This window comes from Methylomagnum ishizawai (genome assembly GCF_900155475.1).
Taxonomy (GTDB): Bacteria; Pseudomonadota; Gammaproteobacteria; order Methylococcales; family Methylococcaceae; genus Methylomagnum; species Methylomagnum ishizawai_A.
In genome coordinates, this window is the sequence record NZ_FXAM01000001.1 from 3,408,262 (window position 1) to 3,428,771 (window position 20,510).

Below are 20,510 nucleotides of genomic sequence, written 5' to 3' on the forward strand. Positions count from 1 at the left end.
GGATTCGGCCAGAAGCAAGCGTCCTGGAACCCAAGCTTCAAGGTACAAACCGAAATTTGTACTCCGGGGGATTTATCCAGATTTGGCGTGGGCCAGGGCGGGCAGGCTGATGACATGGGCCAGATCGAAACGCTTGAGCAGGGCTTCGATAGCGCGCCCGGCCCGTTCCGGCTCGTCGTAGAACTCGACGACCAGGGGCAAGTCCAGCGACAAATCCAGCAGGGACGAGGCGTGCAACCGGCCATCGCCGCCGACGCCGATGACGCCGCGCGACACGGTCAAACCGGCCACGCCTTGTTCCTCGCGCAGGAATTTCACCAGCTTATCCAGCACATGCTGGCCCTCGCGCACATAGACGCGCACCCAAGTGATCGGACGGGTATTCATAACTGCCTCCCGATATAAAGCCCTAATCCCACCGCCACCGCGCTACCCAGGGCGCTGGCGGCGAACCCGCCCACCAGCCCGCTCCAACCGGCCCCGGCGGACGCCAACCCCGGCAGTACGGCCAAGGCCGAACCCGTGGCGGTCAAGCCCAAAATAACAACCAAGGCGATGGCCTGGACCGGAACCGCCCAGCCCCAGCGGCGGAACACCGATTCGGCGCACAACCCGGCCAAGCCGCCCAAGGTCAAGATCAGCAACCAGCGCCCATAGGCCCAATCCTGGCCCAGCCCCAAATAGACCCCGCCCGCGAACAATCTGCGCCCCACGATCAGGCCCACCCAAACCGCCGCCACGCACAACACCACGCTGAGGAGCATATTGGCGGCGGCTTTCCAATAACCGCCTTGCTCGATGAGATAAAAAGACTCGATGGCGAAAGTGGAAAAGGTCGTGTAAGCCCCGAGGAACCCGATCAACACCGCCGCCCGGTATTCCACCACGGCGGAAAAGCGTTGCAGCATCAGTTCCGTGAGGAAGCCCATCAGGAAGGAGCCGGACACGTTGACGAACAAAGTGCCCACCGGAAAATCCCGGCCCAGCCAGCCATAGATGGCGTTGGCGGTCCAGAACCGCGCCAAGGCACCAACCGAACCGCCCAGGGCGATGGCCACCAAGGTATTCATCGGGCCGGAATCCAAGCCGCGCCGCCGTCGATGGCGTCGCGCAAAGCCCGCATGGACGCGGGACCGGGATTCAGCACCACGCCATGCTCGGTGACGATGGCGTCGATGAGGCTGGCCGGGGTCACGTCGAACACCGGGTTCCAGGCCGAAATGATGCTGTCTTCGCGCAGGAAATAGGGATTCAGCAATTCGCGCGGGTCGCGTTCCTCGATTTCGATGCCGGCCCCGGATTCGGTGCGCCAATCGATGGTCGAGACCGGGGCCGCGACCATGAATTTGACACCATGATGGCGGGCGGTGACCGCCAGGGCATAGGTGCCGATCTTGTTGGCGGTGTCGCCATTGGCGGCGATGCGGTCGGCCCCGACGATGACCCATTGCACTTGGCCGGATTTCATCAGATACGCCGCCGCCGAATCGGCGACGAGCCGGGCCGGGATACCATCCTGTTCCAATTCCCACACCGTGAGGCGGGAGCCTTGCAGCCAGGGCCGGGTTTCACTGGCGAAAACCTTGCCCAAGCCACGGCGGTGGGCGCTGCGGATCACGCCCAGGGCGGTGCCATAGCCGCCAGTGGCGAGCGAGCCGGTATTGCAATGGGTCAAAACCCCGGTCGCGCCCGCCAGCAGATCGGCCCCGAGTTCGCCCATGCGGCGGTTCGCGGCCACATCGTCGGTATGGATGGCGCGGGCGGCTTCCAGCAAGGCCGGGACGGGGTCGCCCGCCAACCCCTGGATCAAACCGCGCATCCGCTCCAAGGCCCAAAACAAATTCACCGCTGTGGGCCGGGACCGGGCCAAGGTGTCGAGATCGGTTTCGATGGCGGTTTTCCAGGTGGCGGGTGCGGCGGCATAACGCGCTATCGCCGCCAGCACCACGCCATACGCCGCCGCGATGCCGATGGCGGGAGCGCCGCGCACGCGCATGGTGGCGATGGCCTCGGCCACCGCGCCGACCGTGGCGCAGTCGTCATAATGGAGTGTGCCGGGGAGTTGGCGCTGGTCGAGTACGCGCAACAAGCCCTCTTGCCAGTACAGGGCGCGGACGCTGTCTTTGCTTTCGGTGGGATGCGGGATCGGGATCGCGGTCATGGCTGTGGGATCGGGCTGGAAAAGTCGGGCATTTTATGACAGGGGGCGCGGGGCAACAAATTCGGCACCGGGATGGTTGGGTGCCCGCCATGCTTGATGTGCGGCATCCGCTGGAGAACTGTGCGCAGATATCCAGGATTTTTAGGAATCCGCAGCTTGAACTTTCCCCCCGCCGCGCTCTCTATTTCCAGCGACGGCGGTATCCCGGCTGGCGGACCGCCACACCATCTTCCAACCTGGATTTATCGAGATGACCGTGGGAGGGCGTATGTATTTGGAAGCCTTCATCTGGAGCTGGGTCCACCTGCATCCCGGCTACCTGCTCAGGCAAACGGCCAAATTCCTGGGATTGGCCGCCTTGATCTTGCTGCCGCTGTTCCTCAGTAATATCTATCTGGTCAAGCAGGGCTTCACCCCCACCGCGCCCAGTTTCCATATCGAGGCCAGCCCCGACGAAATACCGCATTAGGCCGGAATGCGCCCCAGCCGCTGCCGCACCGCCTCGAACAACAGGATGCCGGTGGCGACCGAGAGGTTCAGGCTTTCCACCTGCCCGGCCATGGGGATTTTGACCAGGAAATCGCAGCGCTCGCGGGTCAGCCGTCGCAAGCCCTTGCCTTCCGCGCCCACCACCAAGGCGAGGGGCAGGTTCAAGTCGGTTTGGTAGACCGAACGCTGCGCCTCGCCCGCCGCGCCCGCCACCCAAATCCCGCTGTCCTTCATCCAGCCCAAGGCCCGCACCAGGTTGGTCACCCGGTAGATCGGCACGGTTTCCGCCGCGCCGGAAGCCACCTTCGCCACCGTCGGCGTGATGCCTACCGCTTGATCCTTGGTCAGCACCACGCCGCGCACGCCCGCCGCATCGGCGGTGCGCAGGCAAGCGCCCAGGTTGTGGGGGTCCTGGACTTGGTCCAGCACCAGGAACAAGGGCAAAGGTCCGGGATTTTCCAAAACCTCGCGCAATTCATACTCGCCCAATTCGCCCGGCATCAGCAATTCCATCACCACGCCTTGGTGATGCTTGCCTTCGGCCAGGGCATCGAGACGGCTTTTACCGGCGGTCTGGGCCACGATGCCCAGGGCGTCGAGTTGCCGCACCAGGGCGGCGATACGGGCATCACTGCGGCGCTCGTCCAACCAGACGTTGACGATCTTGTCGGGGCTGTGTTCCAGGGCCGATTCCGCCGCGTGCAACCCCGCCACTTTGCGCCGCGCCTTCATTTGCGCCTCCGTTTGCGGGAACGGCCCGCCGGGGCCGGTTTGGCTTCGGCCTTGACCAGTTCGAGGTCGATCTTGCGCTCGTCCAGGTCCACCCGCGCCACCACTACTTCGACGCTATCGCCGAGCCGGTAGATTTTGCCGGTGCGCTCGCCCTGCAAGCGGTAGCCGACAGGATCGTAATGGAAATAATCCTTGTCGAGGGTGGAGATATGCACCAGCCCCTCGATGAAGACATCCTTCAATTCCACGAAGAAGCCGAAACCCGTCACCGTCGAAATCACGCCTTCGAACTGCTCGCCCAGCTTGTCCTGCATATATTCGCATTTGAGCCAGGCCACCACGTCGCGGGTGGCGTCGTCGGCGCGGCGCTCGGTGAAAGAGCAATGTTCGCCCAGCACCACCATATCGTTGGGCGTGTAGGGAAATTCGCCCTTCTGCTTGCCTTCCAGGGTATGGCGGATAGCGCGGTGGACCAAGAGGTCCGGGTAGCGCCGGATCGGCGAGGTGAAATGGGTGTAGGCATCCAGCGCCAGACCGAAATGGCCTTTCTTCTCGGGGCTATAGACGGCTTGGGACATGGAGCGCAGCAAGATGGTCTGGATCAAATGCTCGTCCGGGCGCCCGGCGATTTGATCCGATAGCACGAAATAATCCTTGGGCTCGGGCGTGTCGCCGCCGCCCAGGTTCAGGCCCAAACGCCCCAGGAACGCCCGCAAGTCGGTCAGCTTCTCCGCGTTCGGGCCTTCGTGGACGCGCACCACATGGGGGATTTTCTGGCGGGCGAGATAGCGGGCGGTGGCGGTGTTGGCAGCCAACATGCATTCCTCGATCAAGCGGTGGGCGTCGTTACGGACCACCGGCACGATCTTCTCGATCTTCTTGCCCTCGCCGAATACGATGCGCGATTCCTGGGTGTCGAAATCCATCGCGCCCCGTTCCTCGCGGGCGCGGCGCAATACCCGGTACAAGGCATGGAGTTCTTCCAGATGCGGCAGCAGGTCGCGGTATTGGCGGCGCAACCCCTTGTCGCCCTCGACCAGCAGCTTGGCGACTTCCGTGTAGGTCAGCCGCGCCTTGGAGCGCATCAGGCCGGAGAAGAAACGCGCGCGCAAAATGCCGCCCTCGGCGGTGATGTACATCTCGCACACCATACACAGCCGCTCGACCTCGGGCTTGAGCGAACAAAGACCGTTGGACAGGATTTCCGGCAACATCGGAATCACCCGGTCCGGAAAATAGACCGAAGTGCCGCGCTTCCGGGCCTCCTCGTCCAAGGCCGTACCGGGCAGCACATAGGCGGACACATCGGCGATGGCGACGTAGAGCTTCCAGCCCTTGGGCGTGCGCTCGCAATACACCGCGTCGTCGAAATCGCGGGCGTCCTCGCCGTCGATGGTGACGAGGGGCAGATGGCGCACATCCTCGCGGCCCGCCTTGGCCGCTTCGGGCACGTTCTCGTCCATCCCGGCGGTTTGGGCGAGGACCGCGTCGGGCCATTCGGCGGGCAGGTCGAAGCTGCGGATCGCGACTTCGATTTCCATGCCGGGGGCCATATGATCGCCGATGACCTGGGTGATCTTGCCGATGGGATCGCGCTGGCGGGTGGGCTGCTCGATGAGTTCGACCAGGACGAACTGCCCCGGCTGGGCGGCGCACAGATGCTCTTCGGGAATCAGGATATCGTGGGCGATATGCTTGTTATCCGGCACCACGTAGGAGATACCGCGTTCCTGGAACAACCGCCCGACCAGTCTTTGGGTGTTGCGCTCCAACACCTGGATCAAGCCGCCTTCCCTGCGCCCACGCCGGTCCACCCCGCGCACGCTGACCAAGGCCCGGTCGTCGTGCATCAGGGCGCGCATTTCCTTGGAAGAGAGATAAAGGTCTTCGCCACCTTCGTCCGGGCGCAGGAAGCCGAAACCATCGGCATGGCCGATGACCCGGCCCGCGATCAAATCGGCGCGGTCCACCGCGCAATAGCGGTCGCGGCGGTTCTTCAAGAGTTGGCCGTCGCGCTCCATGGCGTTCAAACGCCGCCGCAGAGATTCGATGTCCTCAGCCTCGGTCAGTCCCAAATGGGTGGCGATTTCCTCCAACTTCTGCGGCACCCCGCGTTCTTGCATAATTTCCAAGATGAGTTCCCGGCTGGGGATGGGACGCGCGTATTTTTCGGCCTCGCGCTCGGCGAACGGATCCTTTAGGTTGCTGTGTTTTGCCATTTTTGGAGTCGGTGTTCCTTGATGATTATTTTGCTGATTGTGACAGAAATTCCCCGCCTACCTTAGCGCATCGTGGTTCGGAAAAGGATTGTCGGCGGCGGGCACGCTTTTTAAAAGCGAAGGGTTGACACGCTTCCGCCATGATCGCATAATACCGGCTCCACACGGGCTGATACTTCAAACCACAGCCCACTCGTGCCGAGGTGGTGAAATTGGTAGACACGCATGATTCAGGTTCATGTGAGGCGACTCGTGGAGGTTCAAGTCCTCTCCTCGGCACCACCTCCCCGCCTTATTAAATCCCCCGATCCGGCTTTTTATTTCCGTCGCAAAATGGTTCGACCGCCCCCTTGCGGGGACGGCCATATTCTATTATCGCCTCAAGCGAACGGGTTCCTCAGGATAATAGTTTCATTCCTATCCGGCCCCGTGGAAAGAATATCCACCGGCACAGCCAGCAGTTCCTGGATGCGACCGATATAGGCCTTGGCATTGGCGGGCAAGGTCGCGTAATCGGTGATACCGGCGGTGGATTCCACCCAACCCGGCATTTCCTCGATCACCGGCTCGCATTCGGCGTAGTTCTCGGCCCCGATGGGCACGGTCTTGATTTCCGCGCCCTTGTAGCGGTACGCGGTGCAAATCCCGATCTTCTCCAAACCATCCAGCACGTCCAGCTTGGTCAGGCACAGGCCGGTCAAGCTGTTCAGTTTGGCCGAACGGTTCATCAGCACGGCGTCGAACCAGCCACAGCGCCGCGCCCGCCCCGTGGTGGCCCCGAATTCGGCGCCCCTGGACGAAAGATGCTTGCCGCGTTCGTCGAACAACTCGGTCGGGAACGGGCCGTTGCCCACGCGGGTGGAATAGGCCTTGGTGATACCCAGCACATAATCGAACTCCAACAGGCCCACCCCGCTACCGGCGGCGGCACCTCCGGCGGTCGTGCTGGAGGATGTCACGTAGGGATAGGTGCCATGGTCGATATCCAGCATCGCCCCTTGCGCTCCCTCGAACAAGACGTTGCGGCCCTCTTTCCCATAGCGGTGCAAGGTGCCCGCCACATCGCCCAGCATGGGCTTGATCTCCTCGCCCAGGGCCAGCAATTCATCCAACATCCGCTGATAATCCAGCTTCTCCTGGCCGTAATACTGGGCCAGCACGAAGTTGTGGAAATCCAGCAATTCCTTGAGCCGCTCGGCGAAGCTCTCGGGCGAGAAGAAATCCCCGGCCCGCAATCCCCGCCGCGCCGCCTTATCCTCGTAGGCGGGACCGATGCCGCGCCCGGTGGTACCGATGGCTTTGGCACCGCGGGCTTTTTCACGGGCCAGGTCCAGCGCGGCGTGGATCGGTAGGATCAGGGCGCAAGCCTCGCTGATGCTCAGGCGCTCCCGCACCGGCACGCCCGCCCCTTCCAGGAAGCGGATTTCCTCCATCAAGGCCTGCGGCGACAACACGACGCCATTGCCAATAAAACATTTGACGTTCTCCCGGAGGATGCCCGAGGGAATCAGGTGCAACACGGTCTTTTTCCCATCGATCACCAGGGTATGGCCGGCATTGTGCCCCCCCTGGAAACGCACGACCCCATCGGCCTGTTCGGTCAGCAAATCGACCAGTTTCCCCTTGCCCTCATCGCCCCATTGGGTTCCGATGACTACGACGTTTTTTCCCATTCTTTTGTCCAATGATTCTCAAAGGCGCGGCTGCGCGTTATCGGGGGTCCAATCCCACTATTTTCCATTCCGAACCCAACTTGCGGAGTTCAGACTGGCAACCCATCGCCTGGGCGTTTTCGGTCTGTCCTGGCAATTCCTGCACCACGGTCTTGCCCGCCGCCCGCAGGTCGCGGATGATCTCGTGCAGGTCGGGGTCGTCGGCGACGGGAGCGAAAATGGCCGACGCCGCCGCGCCTCTCCCATCCGTCCCAGCCAAACGGGCCAACACCCGTAAATCGGCGCTGAACCCGGTCGCCGGGCGGGCACGGCCAAACACCTTGCCAATCTCGTCGTAACGTCCACCGCGGGCGATTTCCCGGCCATAACCCGGCACGAAAGCCGCGAACACCACCCCGGTTTGGTAGTGGTAGCCGCGCAACTCCGCCAAGTCGAAATTGACCGGCAGCGCCGGGAACAACCGGCCCAGACAGGCGGCAATCGCGTCGAGGTCGGCCAGGGCGGAAGCCACGAATTCCCCAGCCTCGCCCAAACGCCGCCTTGCGTCGGCGAGGATGGCATAGGGACCGTTCAGGTCCAACAACGCCAGCAAGCGCTCCGCCATCACTCCCGCCACCCCTGCGGTTTCCAGGAATTCCACCAACTCGGTACGGTCCTTGCGCTGCAAAATGGCGAACAATTCGGCCTCCTGCCCGGCATCCAAGCCGGCCTGCTGGGCCAGCCCGCGATAAATGCCGACATGCCCGAGGTCCAGATGCACCTCGGCGATTCCCATCACCGCCAGCATTTCCAGCACCAGGCGGATAATCTCGATATCGCTGGCATTGCCGGCATGGCCATATAATTCCGCGCCCACCTGCATGGGGGCACGGGTTTTTTCCAGGTGATCCGATTGGGTGTGCAATACCGTACCGAGATAACACAGTCGCGCCGGTCGGTCGCCGCGCGCGGTACGGGCATCGATACGGGCCACTTGCGGGGTCATATCGGCGCGGATACCCATCATCCGACCGCTGATCTGATCGATCAACTTGAAGGTCTGGAGATCGAGGTCATACCCCGTCCCGACCAACAACGAATCCAGGAATTCGATAATGGGCGGAATCACCATCCGATAACCCCAGCTAGCGAACAAGTCCAACACCTTGCGCCTGAGGTATTCGATGCGCTCCGATTCCTCCGGAAAAACCTCCTCGATACCTTCCGGTAATAACCAGCGATCTTGCTTCAACATCGATTTATTTGAGCTTCTTGAAGTACTGGAAGAACTCGGAGTCCGGCTCCAACACGATCATATCGTTATCGTTCTTGAACGCCTGCCGATAGGCCATCAAGCTGCGATTGAACTGGAAGAATTCCCGGTTTTTGCCATAGGCCTCGGCATAGATTTCGGAAGCCTTGGCATCACCTTCGCCGCGGCGGGTTTCGGCGTCCTTGTAGGCGCTGGCCAACAAGACCTCGCGCTCCCTATCAGCCTCGGCGCGGATGCGCTCGGCGGCCTCGGCCCCCCTGGAACGGAACTCCCGCGCCACCCGATCGCGCTCGGCCACCATGCGGCGATAGACCGAAGAACTCACCTCTTCCGGCAAATCCACGCCCATCACCCGGATATCCACCACCTCGATCCCCAGCCCCTCCACCGCCGGATTCACCAGCTTGGTCAACACATCACGCAATTGGTCGCGCTCGGAGGATACCAATTCGCGGATGGTTCTTTTGCTGAATTCGCTGCGCAAAGCGTCCTTGGTGATCTGGTCAAGGCGGATATTGGCCTGGGCCTTATCCCCGGCCACCGAGGTATAGAATTTCGCCACATCGTTGATCCGCCATTTGACGAACCAATCCACGATGACATTTTTCTTTTCCGAAGTCAGGAAACGCTCGGGCTTGGATTCCAAGGTGAGAATCCTATCATCGAATTTCTTGACCTGTTGCCAGGGCAATTTCACCTGGAAGCCCGGCTCGAAATCGGTGCGGACGATTTTCTTGAATTCCAATAGGATGGCTTTTTCGGTTTCGGACACCGTGAAGGCCGATAAGGACACGGCCAGCAACGCGAATACCCCGGCCCCCAATAACAGGACGTTCTTATTAGCCATGATTATTGTCCCCTGCCTTCGCGGCCCCGCGAAGTCGTTGCACGCAACCCCCTGAATCCGCTGTCCGGGGAAGTTTGGACCGTGGCCGGTGGGCTTTCGGCTTCCCTGGCGACGGTGGTAGAAGCGGGTGGCCGCTGCAATTTATCCAGCGGCAGATACATAATATTATTAGAGCCTTTCATATCCACCAGCACTGTCCCGGTCTGCTCGAAAATTTCCTGCATCGCATCCAGGTACATGCGCTCACGGGTCACTTCGGGCGCTTTTTCGTATTCGGCCAAGAGTTGCCTGAAACGGGCCGATTCGCCTTCCGCCCTGGCAATCGACCGCTGTTTATAAGCCTCGGACTCTTCCAGCAACCGCGCCGCCGCGCCGCGGGCCTTGGGCACCACTTCGTTGGCGTAGGCTTCGGCCTCGTTCTTCAAGCGTTGTTCGTCCTCACGGGCCTTGATGGCGTCCTCGAAGGCGCTTTGGACTTCCTCCGGCGGTTGGGCATCGACCAGGCTGACATTGGTGACCCGGATGCCGGTTTGATATTGATCCAAGGTCTGTTGGATTTCGGTCTTGATATCGTCCGCGACCCGACCCCGGCCTTCGGTCAGGACAAAATCCATGGTGTTCTTACCAATCACGGCACGTTGGGCGCTCTCGATCACCTGCTTGAGGGTAGCGTCGGGGTCGGAGACATTGAATAGATAGGCTTGGGCATCCTTGATCTGGTATTGCACGGCCAACCGGATGTCGATGATGTTTTCATCCTCGGTCAACATCAGGGCTTCTTTGGGCACCGAGGCCAAGCTTTGCTGACGCCCGCCGGAGCGATAACCAATTTCCAGGAAGCGTTGCTGCTCCATATTCACCACATCGACCTTTTCGATGGGTGCCGGGATATGCCAATGCAAACCCGGCAAAGTGGTATCCACATAGCGGCCAAAACGGGTCACCACGGCGCGGCTACCCTCGTCCACCGAATAAATACCCCCGAACAGGGTCCATACCCCCAAACCGATGGCGGCGATAATCCCCACCATCCGCAAGGGAGCGCTATCCCCGCCACCCGCACCCGGAGCCCCGCCGCCAAAAATCCTGCCGATCTTGTCCTGCAAACCCCGCATGACCTCGTCCAAATCCGGCGGCGTTTCTTGTTGGTCGCGCCCGCTCCAAGGATCTTTTTTATTACCGCCCGGTTCATTCCAGGACATCGCACAACTCCCGTACCAGAAAAACTACAATTTAAACCACCGGGATCAGCCGTTTCGCCACCGCCATGGGCATGGATTCCCTGGATGAATCCATGCTGCTAGTTATTCGATAAATAACCACGCTTCTTCAAACCCCGGATGAATCTCCCGGTCCGGCCAGCGTCTCCACCCCGGATGGCAAGCGCAAACGACCCAAATCCATCTTGGAAAGCTCGACTTCCAAGGTACATCCACCCTCGTCGTCGAAGCGTTCGCTCAGCACCCGCGCCATATCGTACAAACGCGCCCGCAACGCGGCCTCGCCGGGAGCGATGTGGATACTCCGGCGCACCATCGATTCGCTAAAGTATTCGCCCATGGCCTCGATTAACAAGGGCAATCCCGCGCCGGTCTGGGCGGAAATCCAGACGCCCGTGGGAAGACCCTGTTCATTCCGCTCTAGGCGGGGGATCGCCCCATCCAGGCGGTCGATCTTATTGAAGACCCGGATTTGGCAAACTTCATCGGCCTCGATCTCGCCCAAGACAGTTTCCACCTCGGCCATGGTGGCTTCGAGGTTTTCGTCGCTGGCATCAATCACATGCAGCAGCAAATCGGCCTCGATGGTCTCCTTAAGCGTGGACTTAAAAGCCGCGACCAATTCATGGGGCAGATGGCGGATGAATCCCACCGTGTCGGCGAGGACCACCGTCAGTGCTGGCGTCAGGGAAAGCCGCCGGAAGGTCGGATCGAGCGTGGCGAATAACTGATCCGCAGCGAACACCGCAGCTCCGGTCAGGGCGTTGAAGAGGGTAGACTTGCCGGCGTTGGTATAACCCACCAAGCCTATAGTCGGTATTTCCGCCCGCTTCCGCGCCACCCGGCCTTGGCCGCGTTGCTTCTCGACCTTGTCCAAGCGTTTTTGGATTTGGCTGATCCGCTTGCCGATCAAGCGCTTGTCGGTCTCCAACTGGGTTTCGCCAGGGCCGCGCAAACCGATCCCGCCTTTCTGACGCTCCAGATGGGTCCACCCGCGTACCAAGCGGGTGGAAATATGCCGGAGTTGGGCAAGTTCGACTTGCAATTTACCTTCGAAGGATTGAGCCCGCTGGGCGAATATATCCAGGATCAAGCCGGTGCGATCCACGACGCGGACAGAGAGTTCCTTCTCCAAGTTGCGTTCCTGGCTGGGTGTCAACGGGTGGTTGAACAAGACCAATTCCGCTTGGTGGTCTTTGACGGTCTGGGACAATTCCTCGAGTTTACCCTTGCCGATATAACTGCGGGGATCGGGTACACGCCGATTCCCGGTGACCACGGCAACCGGTTCGGCCCCAGCGGAGATGGCCAGTTCGCGTAATTCGGCCAACGATTCCGTATCCTCGCCGCCGACAGCATGGACCAGCACCGCGCGTTCACCTAGCTTAGGACGCTCGAACAAAAACCCGTTTCTCCACGATCTGAATCATAAGCGATGGCTAGCCTGTGAGGTGATTGGTCAAGGGTCAGGCTTCTTCCTCGAAGCCTTCCTGTCCATGGGGCAAGCGGATTTGGCGGGCCGGAACGATGGTCGAAATCGCGTGTTTGTAAACCATTTGGCTTACGGTATTCTTCAAGATAATGACATATTGGTCGAACGAGTCCACTTTGCCTTGCAATTTGATGCCGTTCACCAGATAAATCGACACTGGGACGTGTTCTTTTCTCAAAGCATTCAAAAACGGATCTTGCAGATTTTGCCCTTTTGACATCCTATTTCTCCTTATTGTTATAGGTTAACAACCTATGGTATCGGTGCGAAGCTGGATAAAACAGGAACACCCTGTTCAGCGTTGCACAGGTTTATATTTGGATTCAGACTTCCATTCCCAAGCGACGGAGCCACTCACCATGGCAATTATCACCCCTTCTGGTTGAGCAACTCGATCTTATAGCCATCGGGATCCTCCACGAAAGCGATAACAGTCGAACCATGCTTCATCGGGCCGGGCTCGCGCACCACCTTGCCCCCACTGGATCTGATTTGCTCCACAGCCGAGTATACATCCTCGACCTCAATGGCAATGTGGCCGAATCCGGTGCCCAAATCGTAACTTTTGGTATCCCAGTTATGGGTTAACTCTATCACGGTTTGCGTGGATTCCTCGTTATAACCCACAAAGGCCAAGGTAAATCTACCGTCGGGATATTCATGCCGACGCAGTAGACGCATCCCCAACACTTCGGTATAGAAGTTGATCGATCTCTCCAAATCCCCTACCCTAAGCATGGTGTGGAGAATTCTCATCATTCCTCTCCGTCTTTATTTCATTAGAAGTCAAGCCCCCAAGATTTCAGATAGGGTATTGGCCAAATAATCCGCAAAGCCCCGGACTTTTTCAATATCCTCGCCCTCGACCATGATTCGAACCAAAGGTTCAGTGCCCGAGGGGCGCAAAAGCACCCGTCCACAACCCCGCATGGCCTGCTCAATCTCCGCCTTGACCCGCTGTACCGGTTCGATGGCATCTAGATCGACCTTTTGGCTGATCCTCACATTGACCAAACATTGCGGATATTTTGTCATGCCCTGCTTGAGATCAAGCAAAGTTTTCTTAGTACTATGCATGGCTTCCATGACTTGCAGGGCGGAAATAATACCATCGCCGGTGGTAATCCGATCTCGGCAAATGATATGGCCCGAGCTTTCCCCGCCCAAATTACTTTCATGGCGGAGCATCATTTCCATTACATAACGATCGCCCACCGCCGCCCGCTTGAAATTGACACCCATTTTTTCCAAGGCTTGTTCAAGACCCAAATTACTCATTTGTGTACCCACCACTGGGCCATGCAATAATCCTTGTCCCAACCGCGCCATGGCGATAATGTACAGGATTTCATCGCCGTCCAACACTTCCCCGGTATGATCGACCATAATCAAACGGTCGCCATCGCCATCAAGGGCGATGCCGAAATCGGCCCTTTCCGTCACCACGGCTTGGCTCAACCGGGCAGGTTGGGTGGCACCGATACGGTCGTTGATATTCAAACCATTGGGCTGGGCACCAATAGCAACCACGCTCGCACCGATTTCCGTAAAAACATGGGGCGCGATATGGTAAGTCGAGCCATGGGCACAATCGACCACAATCTTGGTACCGGTGAAATCCAACCGGGCGGGAATAGTGCTTTTACAAAACTCTATATAACGACCGGCAGCGTCGGTCATTCGCGACGCCTTGCCGATACAACCGGAATCCACGGTCGTCATGGGTTGTGAGATTTCCGCCTCGATCTGCAATTCGATCTCGTCGGGAAGTTTCATGCCATCGGGACCGAAAAATTTGATCCCGTTATCGTAATAAGGGTTATGGGAGGCACTAATGACAATACCCGCCTGCGCCCGGAAAGTCCGGGTCAGATAGGCGACCGCCGGGGTGGGCATCGGCCCCAATAATTGGGTATTCACACCTGCTGCCGATAAACCCGCCTCCAGAGCCGATTCGAACATATAGCCCGATATCCGGGTATCCTTCCCGATCAGGACGGTTTGATGCTGCCCCCCCCTGGCGAACACCCGCCCGGCAGCCCATCCCAGCTTAAGCACGAAATCCGGTGTGATGGGGTATTCGCCTACCTTACCCCTAATCCCGTCCGTGCCAAAATAGGTTTTTTTCATTAGTTTCCTCTCACCAGCCTATGCAAGAAATCCATTCCCCTTCGCTTCCCTTGGCAAATCCCACACGCATCAAACCCGCGCCCTTGGAGACGCGGGGGCTTTCTATTGCCTGAGGAAATCAGTCAGTGCTGTTCAGCGGCTTTGCCAATTCCACCCGGCCCTTGGGTTTTAGCGTCTTTGGAACCCAAAGCGCTACCATCGCTAGGCGGCGATTCTTCCCAGCTTTGCGGTGGACGGGGTAGTTTGCCTTCCATGATATCGTCGATCTGAAACCGATCTATGGTTTCATATTTAATCAAGGCATCGGCCATCACATGCAGTTTTTCGAGGTTTTCCCGCAGGATACGCTCGGAACGTTCGTAATTGCGGTCGATCACCGAGCGGATTTCCTCGTCGATAAGATGCGCGGTTTCCTCCGACACCATTTTGTGCTTGGTGACGGAACGCCCCAGAAATACCTCGCCTTCCTCTTCGCTATAAGCCAATGGACCCAAGCGTTCCGACAAACCCCAGCGGGTTACCATATTGCGGGAAATATTGGTCGCCCGCTCGATATCGTTTTGCGCCCCGGTAGTGACTTTTTCTTTGCCAAAAACGATTTCCTCGGCGATACGGCCACCAAACAGGCTGGAAATTTGGCTTTCGAGTTTCTGCTTGCTGGCGCTGTATTGATCGCGTTCCGGCAAGAACATGGTGATGCCGAGTGCCCGGCCCCTAGGCATGATACTCACTTTATAAACCGGATCATGTTCCGGCACCAAACGCCCGACAATCGCATGTCCAGCCTCGTGATAAGCCGTCAATTGCTTTTCCTCGTCGGTCATGACCATGGATTTGCGCTCCACGCCCATGAGGATTTTATCCTTGGCCTTCTCGAAATCCTCCATATCGACATGGCGCTTATTCTTACGGGCGGCGAACAAAGCAGCTTCGTTCACCAAACTCGCCAAATCGGCCCCGGAAAAGCCAGGCGTACCACGAGCAAGATATTCGACCTCGACATTGCCCGACATCGGCACTCGTTTCATATGGACCTTGAGGATATGTTCGCGGCCACGCACATCGGGCAAACCCACCACCACCTGCCTATCGAAACGGCCCGGTCGCAACAAGGCCGGATCCAACACGTCCGGGCGGTTGGTTGCGGCGATCACAATGATACCTTCGCTGCCCTCGAAACCGTCCATCTCGACCAGCAATTGGTTGAGGGTTTGCTCACGTTCGTCATGGCCACCGCCAAGACCCGCGCCACGATGACGGCCTACCGCGTCGATTTCATCGATGAAGATAATACAAGGCGCGTTCTTCTTGGCTTGCTCGAACATGTCGCGGACCCTGGATGCGCCCACACCCACGAACATTTCCACGAAATCGGAACCCGAGATCGAGAAGAACGGCACCTTGGCCTCGCCGGCAATGGCACGGGCAAGCAAGGTTTTGCCGGTGCCCGGCGGTCCCACCATCAAAGCGCCTCGGGGGATTTTGCCACCGAGTTTCTGGAACTTGCTGGGATCCTTGAGGAAATCCACCATTTCCTGTACATCTTCCTTGGCTTCCTCGACGCCCGCGACATCGGCGAAAGTCACCTTGACCTGATCCTCTTCGATCAAGCGGGCACGGCTCTTACCAAAAGACATCGCGCCCCGCCCCCCCGCGCCGCCCTGCATCTGCCGCATGAAGAAAATCCATACGCCGATCAACAGCAACATCGGGAACCAAGAGATGAAAATCTGCATCAGCAAGGATTGGGATTCGGGCGGTTGGGCCTTGATCTCCACATGGTTTTCCAAGAGGTCGTCGACGAGGTGGGGATCCTCTGGTGGACTGTAGGTGGAGAATTTCTCGCCCGTCGCCAAAGCGCCCCTGATGAACGACCCTTCGATGTTGACTTGCTTGACCTGGCCTTCCTTCACAGCCGAGATGAACTGCGAGTAGGACATGGAGGAATCCACCGATTTGCGGGAGCCGAAGTTGTTGAACACCGACATCAGCACTACGGCGATGACGATCCACAAAATGATGTTTTTCAACATGTCGTTCACGATCTTACTTCCTCGTCGGAACGGGTCCGACTTTCGTTGAAATAGTTTAGTAATGCTATCAGGATATCGTTCAACACACACCTGCCGATAAGGTTCGTGAACGGGTCGGATCGGCCAGCGACCAAGTAATCAAGTTCGAATTCGACCGCATTTTCAACCATTGGTTCAGCGGCGCGGGGCTTGCACCAAAGCCTGTGCCAATTTCCTAACAAGCCTTTGAATTCCTTGATACGAAACCCGGACGCCCCGAATCCTATCCCTATCCTTCGAAGCCCGCATATCGGTTGGCCGGGCCAATATCCAAAGAATATAGGAAATTCCCGGACCCGCCAGCGGAAAAACCCGGTTTTCTTGTCTAGGCAAACCGGACGATAAGCGCTTTCCAATCGACAAAACCCAGGTTTACCCTTCGCCGGAACCCTGGAGACCCAACATTTCCTCGGCATGGGCCAGGGTCTGCCGGGTCAGGCGGACGCCGCCCAGCATCCGGGCGATTTCGCGGGTCCGCTCTTGGCCGTCGAGCTGACGCACGGTAGATTGGGTTACGCCGCCACCGCTGGATTTTTCCACCAGCAAATGATGATGGCCCTGGACCGCGACCTGCGGTAAGTGGGTCACGCAAAACACCTGCCGCCCCTGCTGGCCCAGCATCCGTAATTTCTGCCCGACAATCTCGGCGATACCGCCGCCGATGCCGGTATCCACCTCGTCGAAAATCAGACTGGGCACGGTCTTGGAATCGGTCGCGGCGACCTGGATCGCCAAACTGATCCGCGACAATTCCCCCCCCGAAGCCACCCGCGCCAAAGGCCGCGGCGGCAGGCCCGGATTGGCGCTGACCAAAAACTCCACTTGATCCCAACCATGCGGGGCCGGTTCTTTGCCAGCCATGGGCCGCACTTCCATCAGCAGCCGGCCTTGCGGCATCCCCAACTCGCGGATCGCCGCCGAAATCTTGTCCTGCAATTCCAACGCGGCAGCATGGCGGCGCTCGGACAGGATCGCAGCCAAACCAGCGTACTCGATGGCGATTTGCTCGAATTCCAGCTTGGCGGCTTCCGCCATTTCGGAACCCTGGGTGATTTGGGCCAATTCCTCCGCCAGCGCGTCCAGATGCTCGGGCAATGCCTCGGGCCGCACCCGGTGCTTACGAGCCAGTCGGTGCAAATCACCCAGCCGGTTTTCCAACCAATCGAAGCGGGCCGGATCGGCTTCCAAACGGTCGAGTTGGCGGCGCAATTGCAGCGCGGCTTCCTTCACCTGGACTTGCGCCTCCTTGAGCATGACCAGGGGCTCAAGCAATTCCGGGGCCAATTGACCAAGATCGGCCAGCGCGTGGACGGCCTGGGCCAGTTGGGAATTCACCGAGCGGGTTTCATCCTCGTACAAAGCTTCGAGTTGGGCTTGCCCCGTGGACAGGATTTTGCCCATATTGGCCTGTAACGTGTGTTCCTCGATCAAAGCTTTATAGTCCAAATCGGCGATATCGTGCTGTTCCAATTCGTCGATTTGATAGCGCAGCAATTCTTCGCGGGCCACCCGGTCCCTGGCCGCGTTTTCGCTTTGCGCCAGTTCATCGCGCAGAACCCGCCAGCGCTTATAAAGCCCTTCGATCTTGGTCAGCAATTCGCCGTTGTCCGCGGCCGCGTCCAACAAGCGGCGCTGTTCTTGGGGCTTAAGCAATTGGACATGGGCATGCTGACCATGGATTTCAACCAGCCCGGCCCCCAATTCTTGCAAAGCTTGCAAAGTGACGGGCCGGTTGTTGATATAAGCCTTGGAGCGCCCGTCCGCATTGACGATACGGCGCACCAAGCAATCGCCATGGTGGCCGAGGTCGTGGTCCTCCAGCCATTGCCGCGCCGCCGGGCTGTCGGCCACATCGAAGCCCAGATTGATTTCTGCGCGGTTCGCGCCCGGACGGATGAAACCGGAATCGGCCCGGTCCCCCAGCGCCAAACCCAGCGCGGTCAGCAAGATCGATTTGCCGGCCCCGGTTTCCCCGGTCAAGACGGTAAGGCCGCCGTCGAACTCCAATTCCAAGGCTTCGACCACGGCCAGATCGCGGATGCTGAGATGGACCAGCATGGCTAGCGGTAACCCGAACTCCAGTTCAGCTTGGCCCGGAGAATCCCGAAGAAGTCGTAGTTCAGGGGATGCAGTATCCTGAACGGCTTGGCTTCCTTCCTGATTTCGATGCGGTCGCTGATCTCGATGTTCGGGATCGACACGTTGTCGCACACGACCTGGGCCTTGAACTGCTTGCTGGGACGGAAAGCGATTTCGATGATGCTCTCGTCGGCCACCACGATGGGGCGGTTGCTGAGGGCGTGGGGATTGATCGGGGCCAGGACGATGGCTTTCAGGGTGGGCGAGAGGATCGGCCCGCCCGCCGACAGCGCGTAGGCGGTGGAGCCGGTGGGGGTCGAGACGATCATGCCGTCGGAACGCTGGGAATTCAGGAACACGCCGTCGATATAGGTCTCGATCTCGATCATGCTGGCCCGGTTCCAGCTATGCACCACCACTTCGTTGATGGCGGTTTGTTGATAAACGACTTGGCCCTGCCGATAGACCTTGGCCCTAAGGATGAACCGCTCCTCGGCGCTATAGCGGCCATCCAGGATTTCGCCCAGCCGCGCCACCACCTCGGAAGGGGAAATATCGACCAGGAAGCCCAGCCGCCCCAGGTTCACCCCGATCAAGGGAATATCGAACTGGGCCAGATAGCGCGCCGCCGTCAGCAAAGTGCCGTCGCCGCCGATCACGATGGCGAGGTCGCATTGCTCGCCGATTTCGGCGAAACTGCCGGTCTCGGCCACCAGCCCCGCCACGAACTCCGCACAGTCTCTTTCCACCAAGGTTCTGAGGCCTCGCTGGACCAAGTACCGATGCAGCTCCGACAAGGTTTCGGCGATACGTTCGGCATCGGGCTTGCCGATCAAGGCGACGGTTGGGAAATGTGCTGACATGGAAGGTGGGTGGCTCGGGGATGGCGGGTGGGGTTCGCCCAAGCCGATAGTAGTGGGTTCCGATGAAAAGCGCTAGCCGGACGAACCCTCCGCCGGGCGGCGGCTAGTGATAGTATGGGCTTCTTGACACACTATCTGGGGGTTGCTAATTTCTGGCACTCGATAGCTTAGAGTGCTAAACCCTCCCCCACCGAGGACGCCCGTGTCGAATCCCCCCCAGCTGAGCGAGCGCGCCCAACACCTGCTCAAGGTGCTGGTGGAACGCTATATCAACGACGGCGAGCCGGTCGGCTCCCGCGCCCTGGCCCGCGAGGCGGGCCTGAACCTCAGCCCGGCGACGATCCGCAATGTGATGGCGGACTTGGAAGAGCTTGGCCTCATCACCGCCCCACACACTTCGGCGGGCCGGATGCCCACCGTGACCGGCTACCGCTTCTTCATCGACACCCTGCTGACGGTGAAGCCGCTGCAACAAGACCTGGTACGCCAAATCACCCATAACCTCGACAACCACCAGGACACCCCGGATGATTTGTTGGAAACCGCCTCCCGCCTATTGTCCGAGGTTTCCCATATGGCCGGGGTCGTCACCCTACCGCGGCGGGAATCGGTGACTTTCCGCCACATCGAATTCCTGCCGCTGTCCGAACAGCGCATCCTGGTCATCCTGGTCACCAACGAGCAGGAAGTCCATAACCAGATCATCCACGCGCCCCGGCAATTCTCCCCCGCCGACCTGCAAACCGCCGCCAATTACCTGAACAGCCTGTACGCGGGCAAGGATTTGGCCTTGGTCCGGGAAACCCTGTTCCAGGACATGATGGAAACCCGCCATCAACTCGGCCAGGAAATCCGCGCCGCCGCCGCCATCGCCGGGCTGGCCCTGCAACCCAACGACCACCGCCGCAAACCCTTCGTGCTGACCGGCGAAATCAACCTGATGGATTTTTCCGAACTCGCCAGCACCGAACGCCTGCGCGGCCTGTTCGAGACCTTCCACCAGAAGGAAGACATGGTGGGTCTCCTCGACCGCTGTATCGAAAGCCCCGGCGTCAAAATCTTCATCGGCGAGGAATCCGGCCACCGGGCACTCGACCAATGCAGCCTCGTCACCGCCTCCTATTCCATCAACGACCACGCCGTTGGCGTCCTCGGTGTCATCGGCCCCACCCGCATGGGATACGAACGGGTCATCCCCCTGGTCGATTTGACCGCGAAATTGGTGGGTGCCGCCTTGAATCACAAATCCCTGTCCCCATCTTAGCGTGAGGATTTTTTCCC

The 20,510-nt window shown here is 59.4% G+C and carries 18 protein-coding genes and 1 tRNA gene; 3 read left to right on the plus strand and 16 right to left on the minus strand.

Annotation, left to right across the window (positions count from 1 at the left end):
- Positions 1-72: 72 nt before the first annotated feature.
- Genes B9N93_RS15230 through mtnA form a run of 3 tightly spaced genes read right to left on the minus strand, consistent with a single transcriptional unit; the run spans position 73 to position 2,161 of the window.
- Positions 73-387 carry a DUF190 domain-containing protein gene (locus B9N93_RS15230; RefSeq protein WP_085215105.1) on the minus strand — a complete coding sequence of 105 codons (315 nt, stop codon included), beginning with the start codon at positions 385-387 and terminating at the stop codon, positions 73-75.
- Positions 384-1,070: a fluoride efflux transporter CrcB gene (gene crcB, locus B9N93_RS15235; protein WP_085215107.1), complete on the minus strand. Its 687-nt coding sequence runs from the start codon at positions 1,068-1,070 to the stop codon at positions 384-386. Before crcB ends, B9N93_RS15230 begins: the two co-directional genes overlap by 4 nt.
- Entirely contained in the window at positions 1,067-2,161 is a 1,095-nt protein-coding gene (gene mtnA / locus B9N93_RS15240) for an S-methyl-5-thioribose-1-phosphate isomerase (RefSeq protein ID WP_085215109.1), read from the minus strand. The genes crcB and mtnA overlap by 4 nt, the downstream gene beginning before the upstream one ends.
- Before the next feature lie 250 nt (positions 2,162-2,411).
- Between mtnA and B9N93_RS15245 the strand changes: the two genes are divergently transcribed.
- Positions 2,412-2,630 (plus strand): hypothetical protein, encoded by a 219-nt coding sequence (locus B9N93_RS15245; protein WP_125469012.1) that lies wholly within the window; start codon positions 2,412-2,414, stop codon positions 2,628-2,630.
- Here B9N93_RS15245 and rlmB read toward each other — a convergent pair.
- Both rlmB and rnr read right to left on the minus strand, forming a co-directional pair.
- Positions 2,627-3,382 carry a 23S rRNA (guanosine(2251)-2'-O)-methyltransferase RlmB gene (rlmB, locus tag B9N93_RS15250; RefSeq protein ID WP_085215113.1) on the minus strand — a complete coding sequence of 252 codons (756 nt, stop codon included), beginning with the start codon at positions 3,380-3,382 and terminating at the stop codon, positions 2,627-2,629. The genes B9N93_RS15245 and rlmB overlap by 4 nt on opposite strands.
- Positions 3,379-5,601, minus strand: a complete 2,223-nt coding sequence (gene rnr / locus B9N93_RS15255) for a ribonuclease R (protein WP_085215114.1) — start codon at positions 5,599-5,601, stop codon at positions 3,379-3,381. Before rnr ends, rlmB begins: the two co-directional genes overlap by 4 nt.
- Positions 5,602-5,798: 197 nt before the next feature.
- Between rnr and B9N93_RS15260 the strand changes: the two genes are divergently transcribed.
- Positions 5,799-5,883 (plus strand) — tRNA-Leu (locus B9N93_RS15260).
- A 98-nt stretch (positions 5,884-5,981) separates the two neighbouring features.
- Here the strand turns inward: B9N93_RS15260 and B9N93_RS15265 are convergent.
- From B9N93_RS15265 to B9N93_RS15315, 11 genes are all read right to left on the minus strand, one after another.
- Positions 5,982-7,274: an adenylosuccinate synthase gene (locus tag B9N93_RS15265; protein ID WP_085215116.1), complete on the minus strand. Its 1,293-nt coding sequence runs from the start codon at positions 7,272-7,274 to the stop codon at positions 5,982-5,984.
- A gap of 37 nt (positions 7,275-7,311) precedes the next feature.
- A complete protein-coding gene (locus tag B9N93_RS15270) occupies positions 7,312-8,508 on the minus strand; it encodes an ATP phosphoribosyltransferase regulatory subunit (protein ID WP_085215118.1) in 1,197 nt (398 codons plus the stop codon).
- Positions 8,509-8,512: 4 nt separating this feature from the next.
- Positions 8,513-9,373 carry a protease modulator HflC gene (gene hflC, locus B9N93_RS15275; RefSeq protein WP_085215119.1) on the minus strand — a complete coding sequence of 287 codons (861 nt, stop codon included), beginning with the start codon at positions 9,371-9,373 and terminating at the stop codon, positions 8,513-8,515.
- A gap of 2 nt (positions 9,374-9,375) precedes the next feature.
- Positions 9,376-10,575 carry an FtsH protease activity modulator HflK gene (hflK, locus tag B9N93_RS15280; protein WP_085215121.1) on the minus strand — a complete coding sequence of 400 codons (1,200 nt, stop codon included), beginning with the start codon at positions 10,573-10,575 and terminating at the stop codon, positions 9,376-9,378.
- A 127-nt stretch (positions 10,576-10,702) separates the two neighbouring features.
- On the minus strand, positions 10,703-11,995 hold the full coding sequence (gene hflX / locus B9N93_RS15285) for a ribosome rescue GTPase HflX (protein WP_085215123.1): 1,293 nt from the start codon (positions 11,993-11,995) through the stop codon (positions 10,703-10,705).
- Between the two features lie 64 nt (positions 11,996-12,059).
- Positions 12,060-12,305 (minus strand): RNA chaperone Hfq, encoded by a 246-nt coding sequence (hfq, locus tag B9N93_RS15290; RefSeq protein ID WP_085215124.1) that lies wholly within the window; start codon positions 12,303-12,305, stop codon positions 12,060-12,062.
- A 149-nt stretch (positions 12,306-12,454) separates the two neighbouring features.
- Positions 12,455-12,844 carry a lactoylglutathione lyase gene (gene gloA, locus B9N93_RS15295; protein WP_254899402.1) on the minus strand — a complete coding sequence of 130 codons (390 nt, stop codon included), beginning with the start codon at positions 12,842-12,844 and terminating at the stop codon, positions 12,455-12,457.
- Positions 12,845-12,871: 27 nt separating this feature from the next.
- Positions 12,872-14,215 carry a phosphoglucosamine mutase gene (gene glmM, locus B9N93_RS15300; protein ID WP_085215126.1) on the minus strand — a complete coding sequence of 448 codons (1,344 nt, stop codon included), beginning with the start codon at positions 14,213-14,215 and terminating at the stop codon, positions 12,872-12,874.
- Positions 14,216-14,337: 122 nt separating this feature from the next.
- Entirely contained in the window at positions 14,338-16,248 is a 1,911-nt protein-coding gene (ftsH, locus tag B9N93_RS15305) for an ATP-dependent zinc metalloprotease FtsH (protein WP_176225372.1), read from the minus strand.
- A gap of 411 nt (positions 16,249-16,659) precedes the next feature.
- Positions 16,660-18,345: a DNA repair protein RecN gene (gene recN / locus B9N93_RS15310; RefSeq protein ID WP_085215130.1), complete on the minus strand. Its 1,686-nt coding sequence runs from the start codon at positions 18,343-18,345 to the stop codon at positions 16,660-16,662.
- Between the two features lie 2 nt (positions 18,346-18,347).
- A complete protein-coding gene (locus B9N93_RS15315) occupies positions 18,348-19,229 on the minus strand; it encodes an NAD(+) kinase (protein WP_085215132.1) in 882 nt (293 codons plus the stop codon).
- Between the two features lie 202 nt (positions 19,230-19,431).
- Between B9N93_RS15315 and hrcA the strand changes: the two genes are divergently transcribed.
- Positions 19,432-20,493, plus strand: coding sequence for a heat-inducible transcriptional repressor HrcA (hrcA, locus tag B9N93_RS15320; RefSeq protein ID WP_085215134.1), 1,062 nt, complete (start codon positions 19,432-19,434; stop codon positions 20,491-20,493).
- Positions 20,494-20,510 lie beyond the last annotated feature (17 nt).

What these genes read in the sequence shown, in the direction of transcription:
- gloA (WP_254899402.1), bottom strand. Translation starts at nt 12,844, where the DNA reads ATGATGAGAATTCTCCACACCATGCTTAGGGTAGGGGATTTGGAGAGA.
- hflK (WP_085215121.1), bottom strand. Translation starts at nt 10,575, where the DNA reads ATGTCCTGGAATGAACCGGGCGGTAATAAAAAAGATCCTTGGAGCGGG.
- glmM (WP_085215126.1), bottom strand. Translation starts at nt 14,215, where the DNA reads ATGAAAAAAACCTATTTTGGCACGGACGGGATTAGGGGTAAGGTAGGC.
- hflC (WP_085215119.1), bottom strand. Translation starts at nt 9,373, where the DNA reads ATGGCTAATAAGAACGTCCTGTTATTGGGGGCCGGGGTATTCGCGTTG.
- B9N93_RS15315 (WP_085215132.1), bottom strand. Translation starts at nt 19,229, where the DNA reads ATGTCAGCACATTTCCCAACCGTCGCCTTGATCGGCAAGCCCGATGCC.
- rnr (WP_085215114.1), bottom strand. Translation starts at nt 5,601, where the DNA reads ATGGCAAAACACAGCAACCTAAAGGATCCGTTCGCCGAGCGCGAGGCC.
- mtnA (WP_085215109.1), bottom strand. Translation starts at nt 2,161, where the DNA reads ATGACCGCGATCCCGATCCCGCATCCCACCGAAAGCAAAGACAGCGTC.
- ftsH (WP_176225372.1), bottom strand. Translation starts at nt 16,248, where the DNA reads ATGTTGAAAAACATCATTTTGTGGATCGTCATCGCCGTAGTGCTGATG.
- recN (WP_085215130.1), bottom strand. Translation starts at nt 18,345, where the DNA reads ATGCTGGTCCATCTCAGCATCCGCGATCTGGCCGTGGTCGAAGCCTTG.
- B9N93_RS15270 (WP_085215118.1), bottom strand. Translation starts at nt 8,508, where the DNA reads ATGTTGAAGCAAGATCGCTGGTTATTACCGGAAGGTATCGAGGAGGTT.
- hfq (WP_085215124.1), bottom strand. Translation starts at nt 12,305, where the DNA reads ATGTCAAAAGGGCAAAATCTGCAAGATCCGTTTTTGAATGCTTTGAGA.
- B9N93_RS15230 (WP_085215105.1), bottom strand. Translation starts at nt 387, where the DNA reads ATGAATACCCGTCCGATCACTTGGGTGCGCGTCTATGTGCGCGAGGGC.
- B9N93_RS15265 (WP_085215116.1), bottom strand. Translation starts at nt 7,274, where the DNA reads ATGGGAAAAAACGTCGTAGTCATCGGAACCCAATGGGGCGATGAGGGC.
- B9N93_RS15245 (WP_125469012.1), top strand. Translation starts at nt 2,412, where the DNA reads ATGACCGTGGGAGGGCGTATGTATTTGGAAGCCTTCATCTGGAGCTGG.
- rlmB (WP_085215113.1), bottom strand. Translation starts at nt 3,382, where the DNA reads ATGAAGGCGCGGCGCAAAGTGGCGGGGTTGCACGCGGCGGAATCGGCC.
- crcB (WP_085215107.1), bottom strand. Translation starts at nt 1,070, where the DNA reads ATGAATACCTTGGTGGCCATCGCCCTGGGCGGTTCGGTTGGTGCCTTG.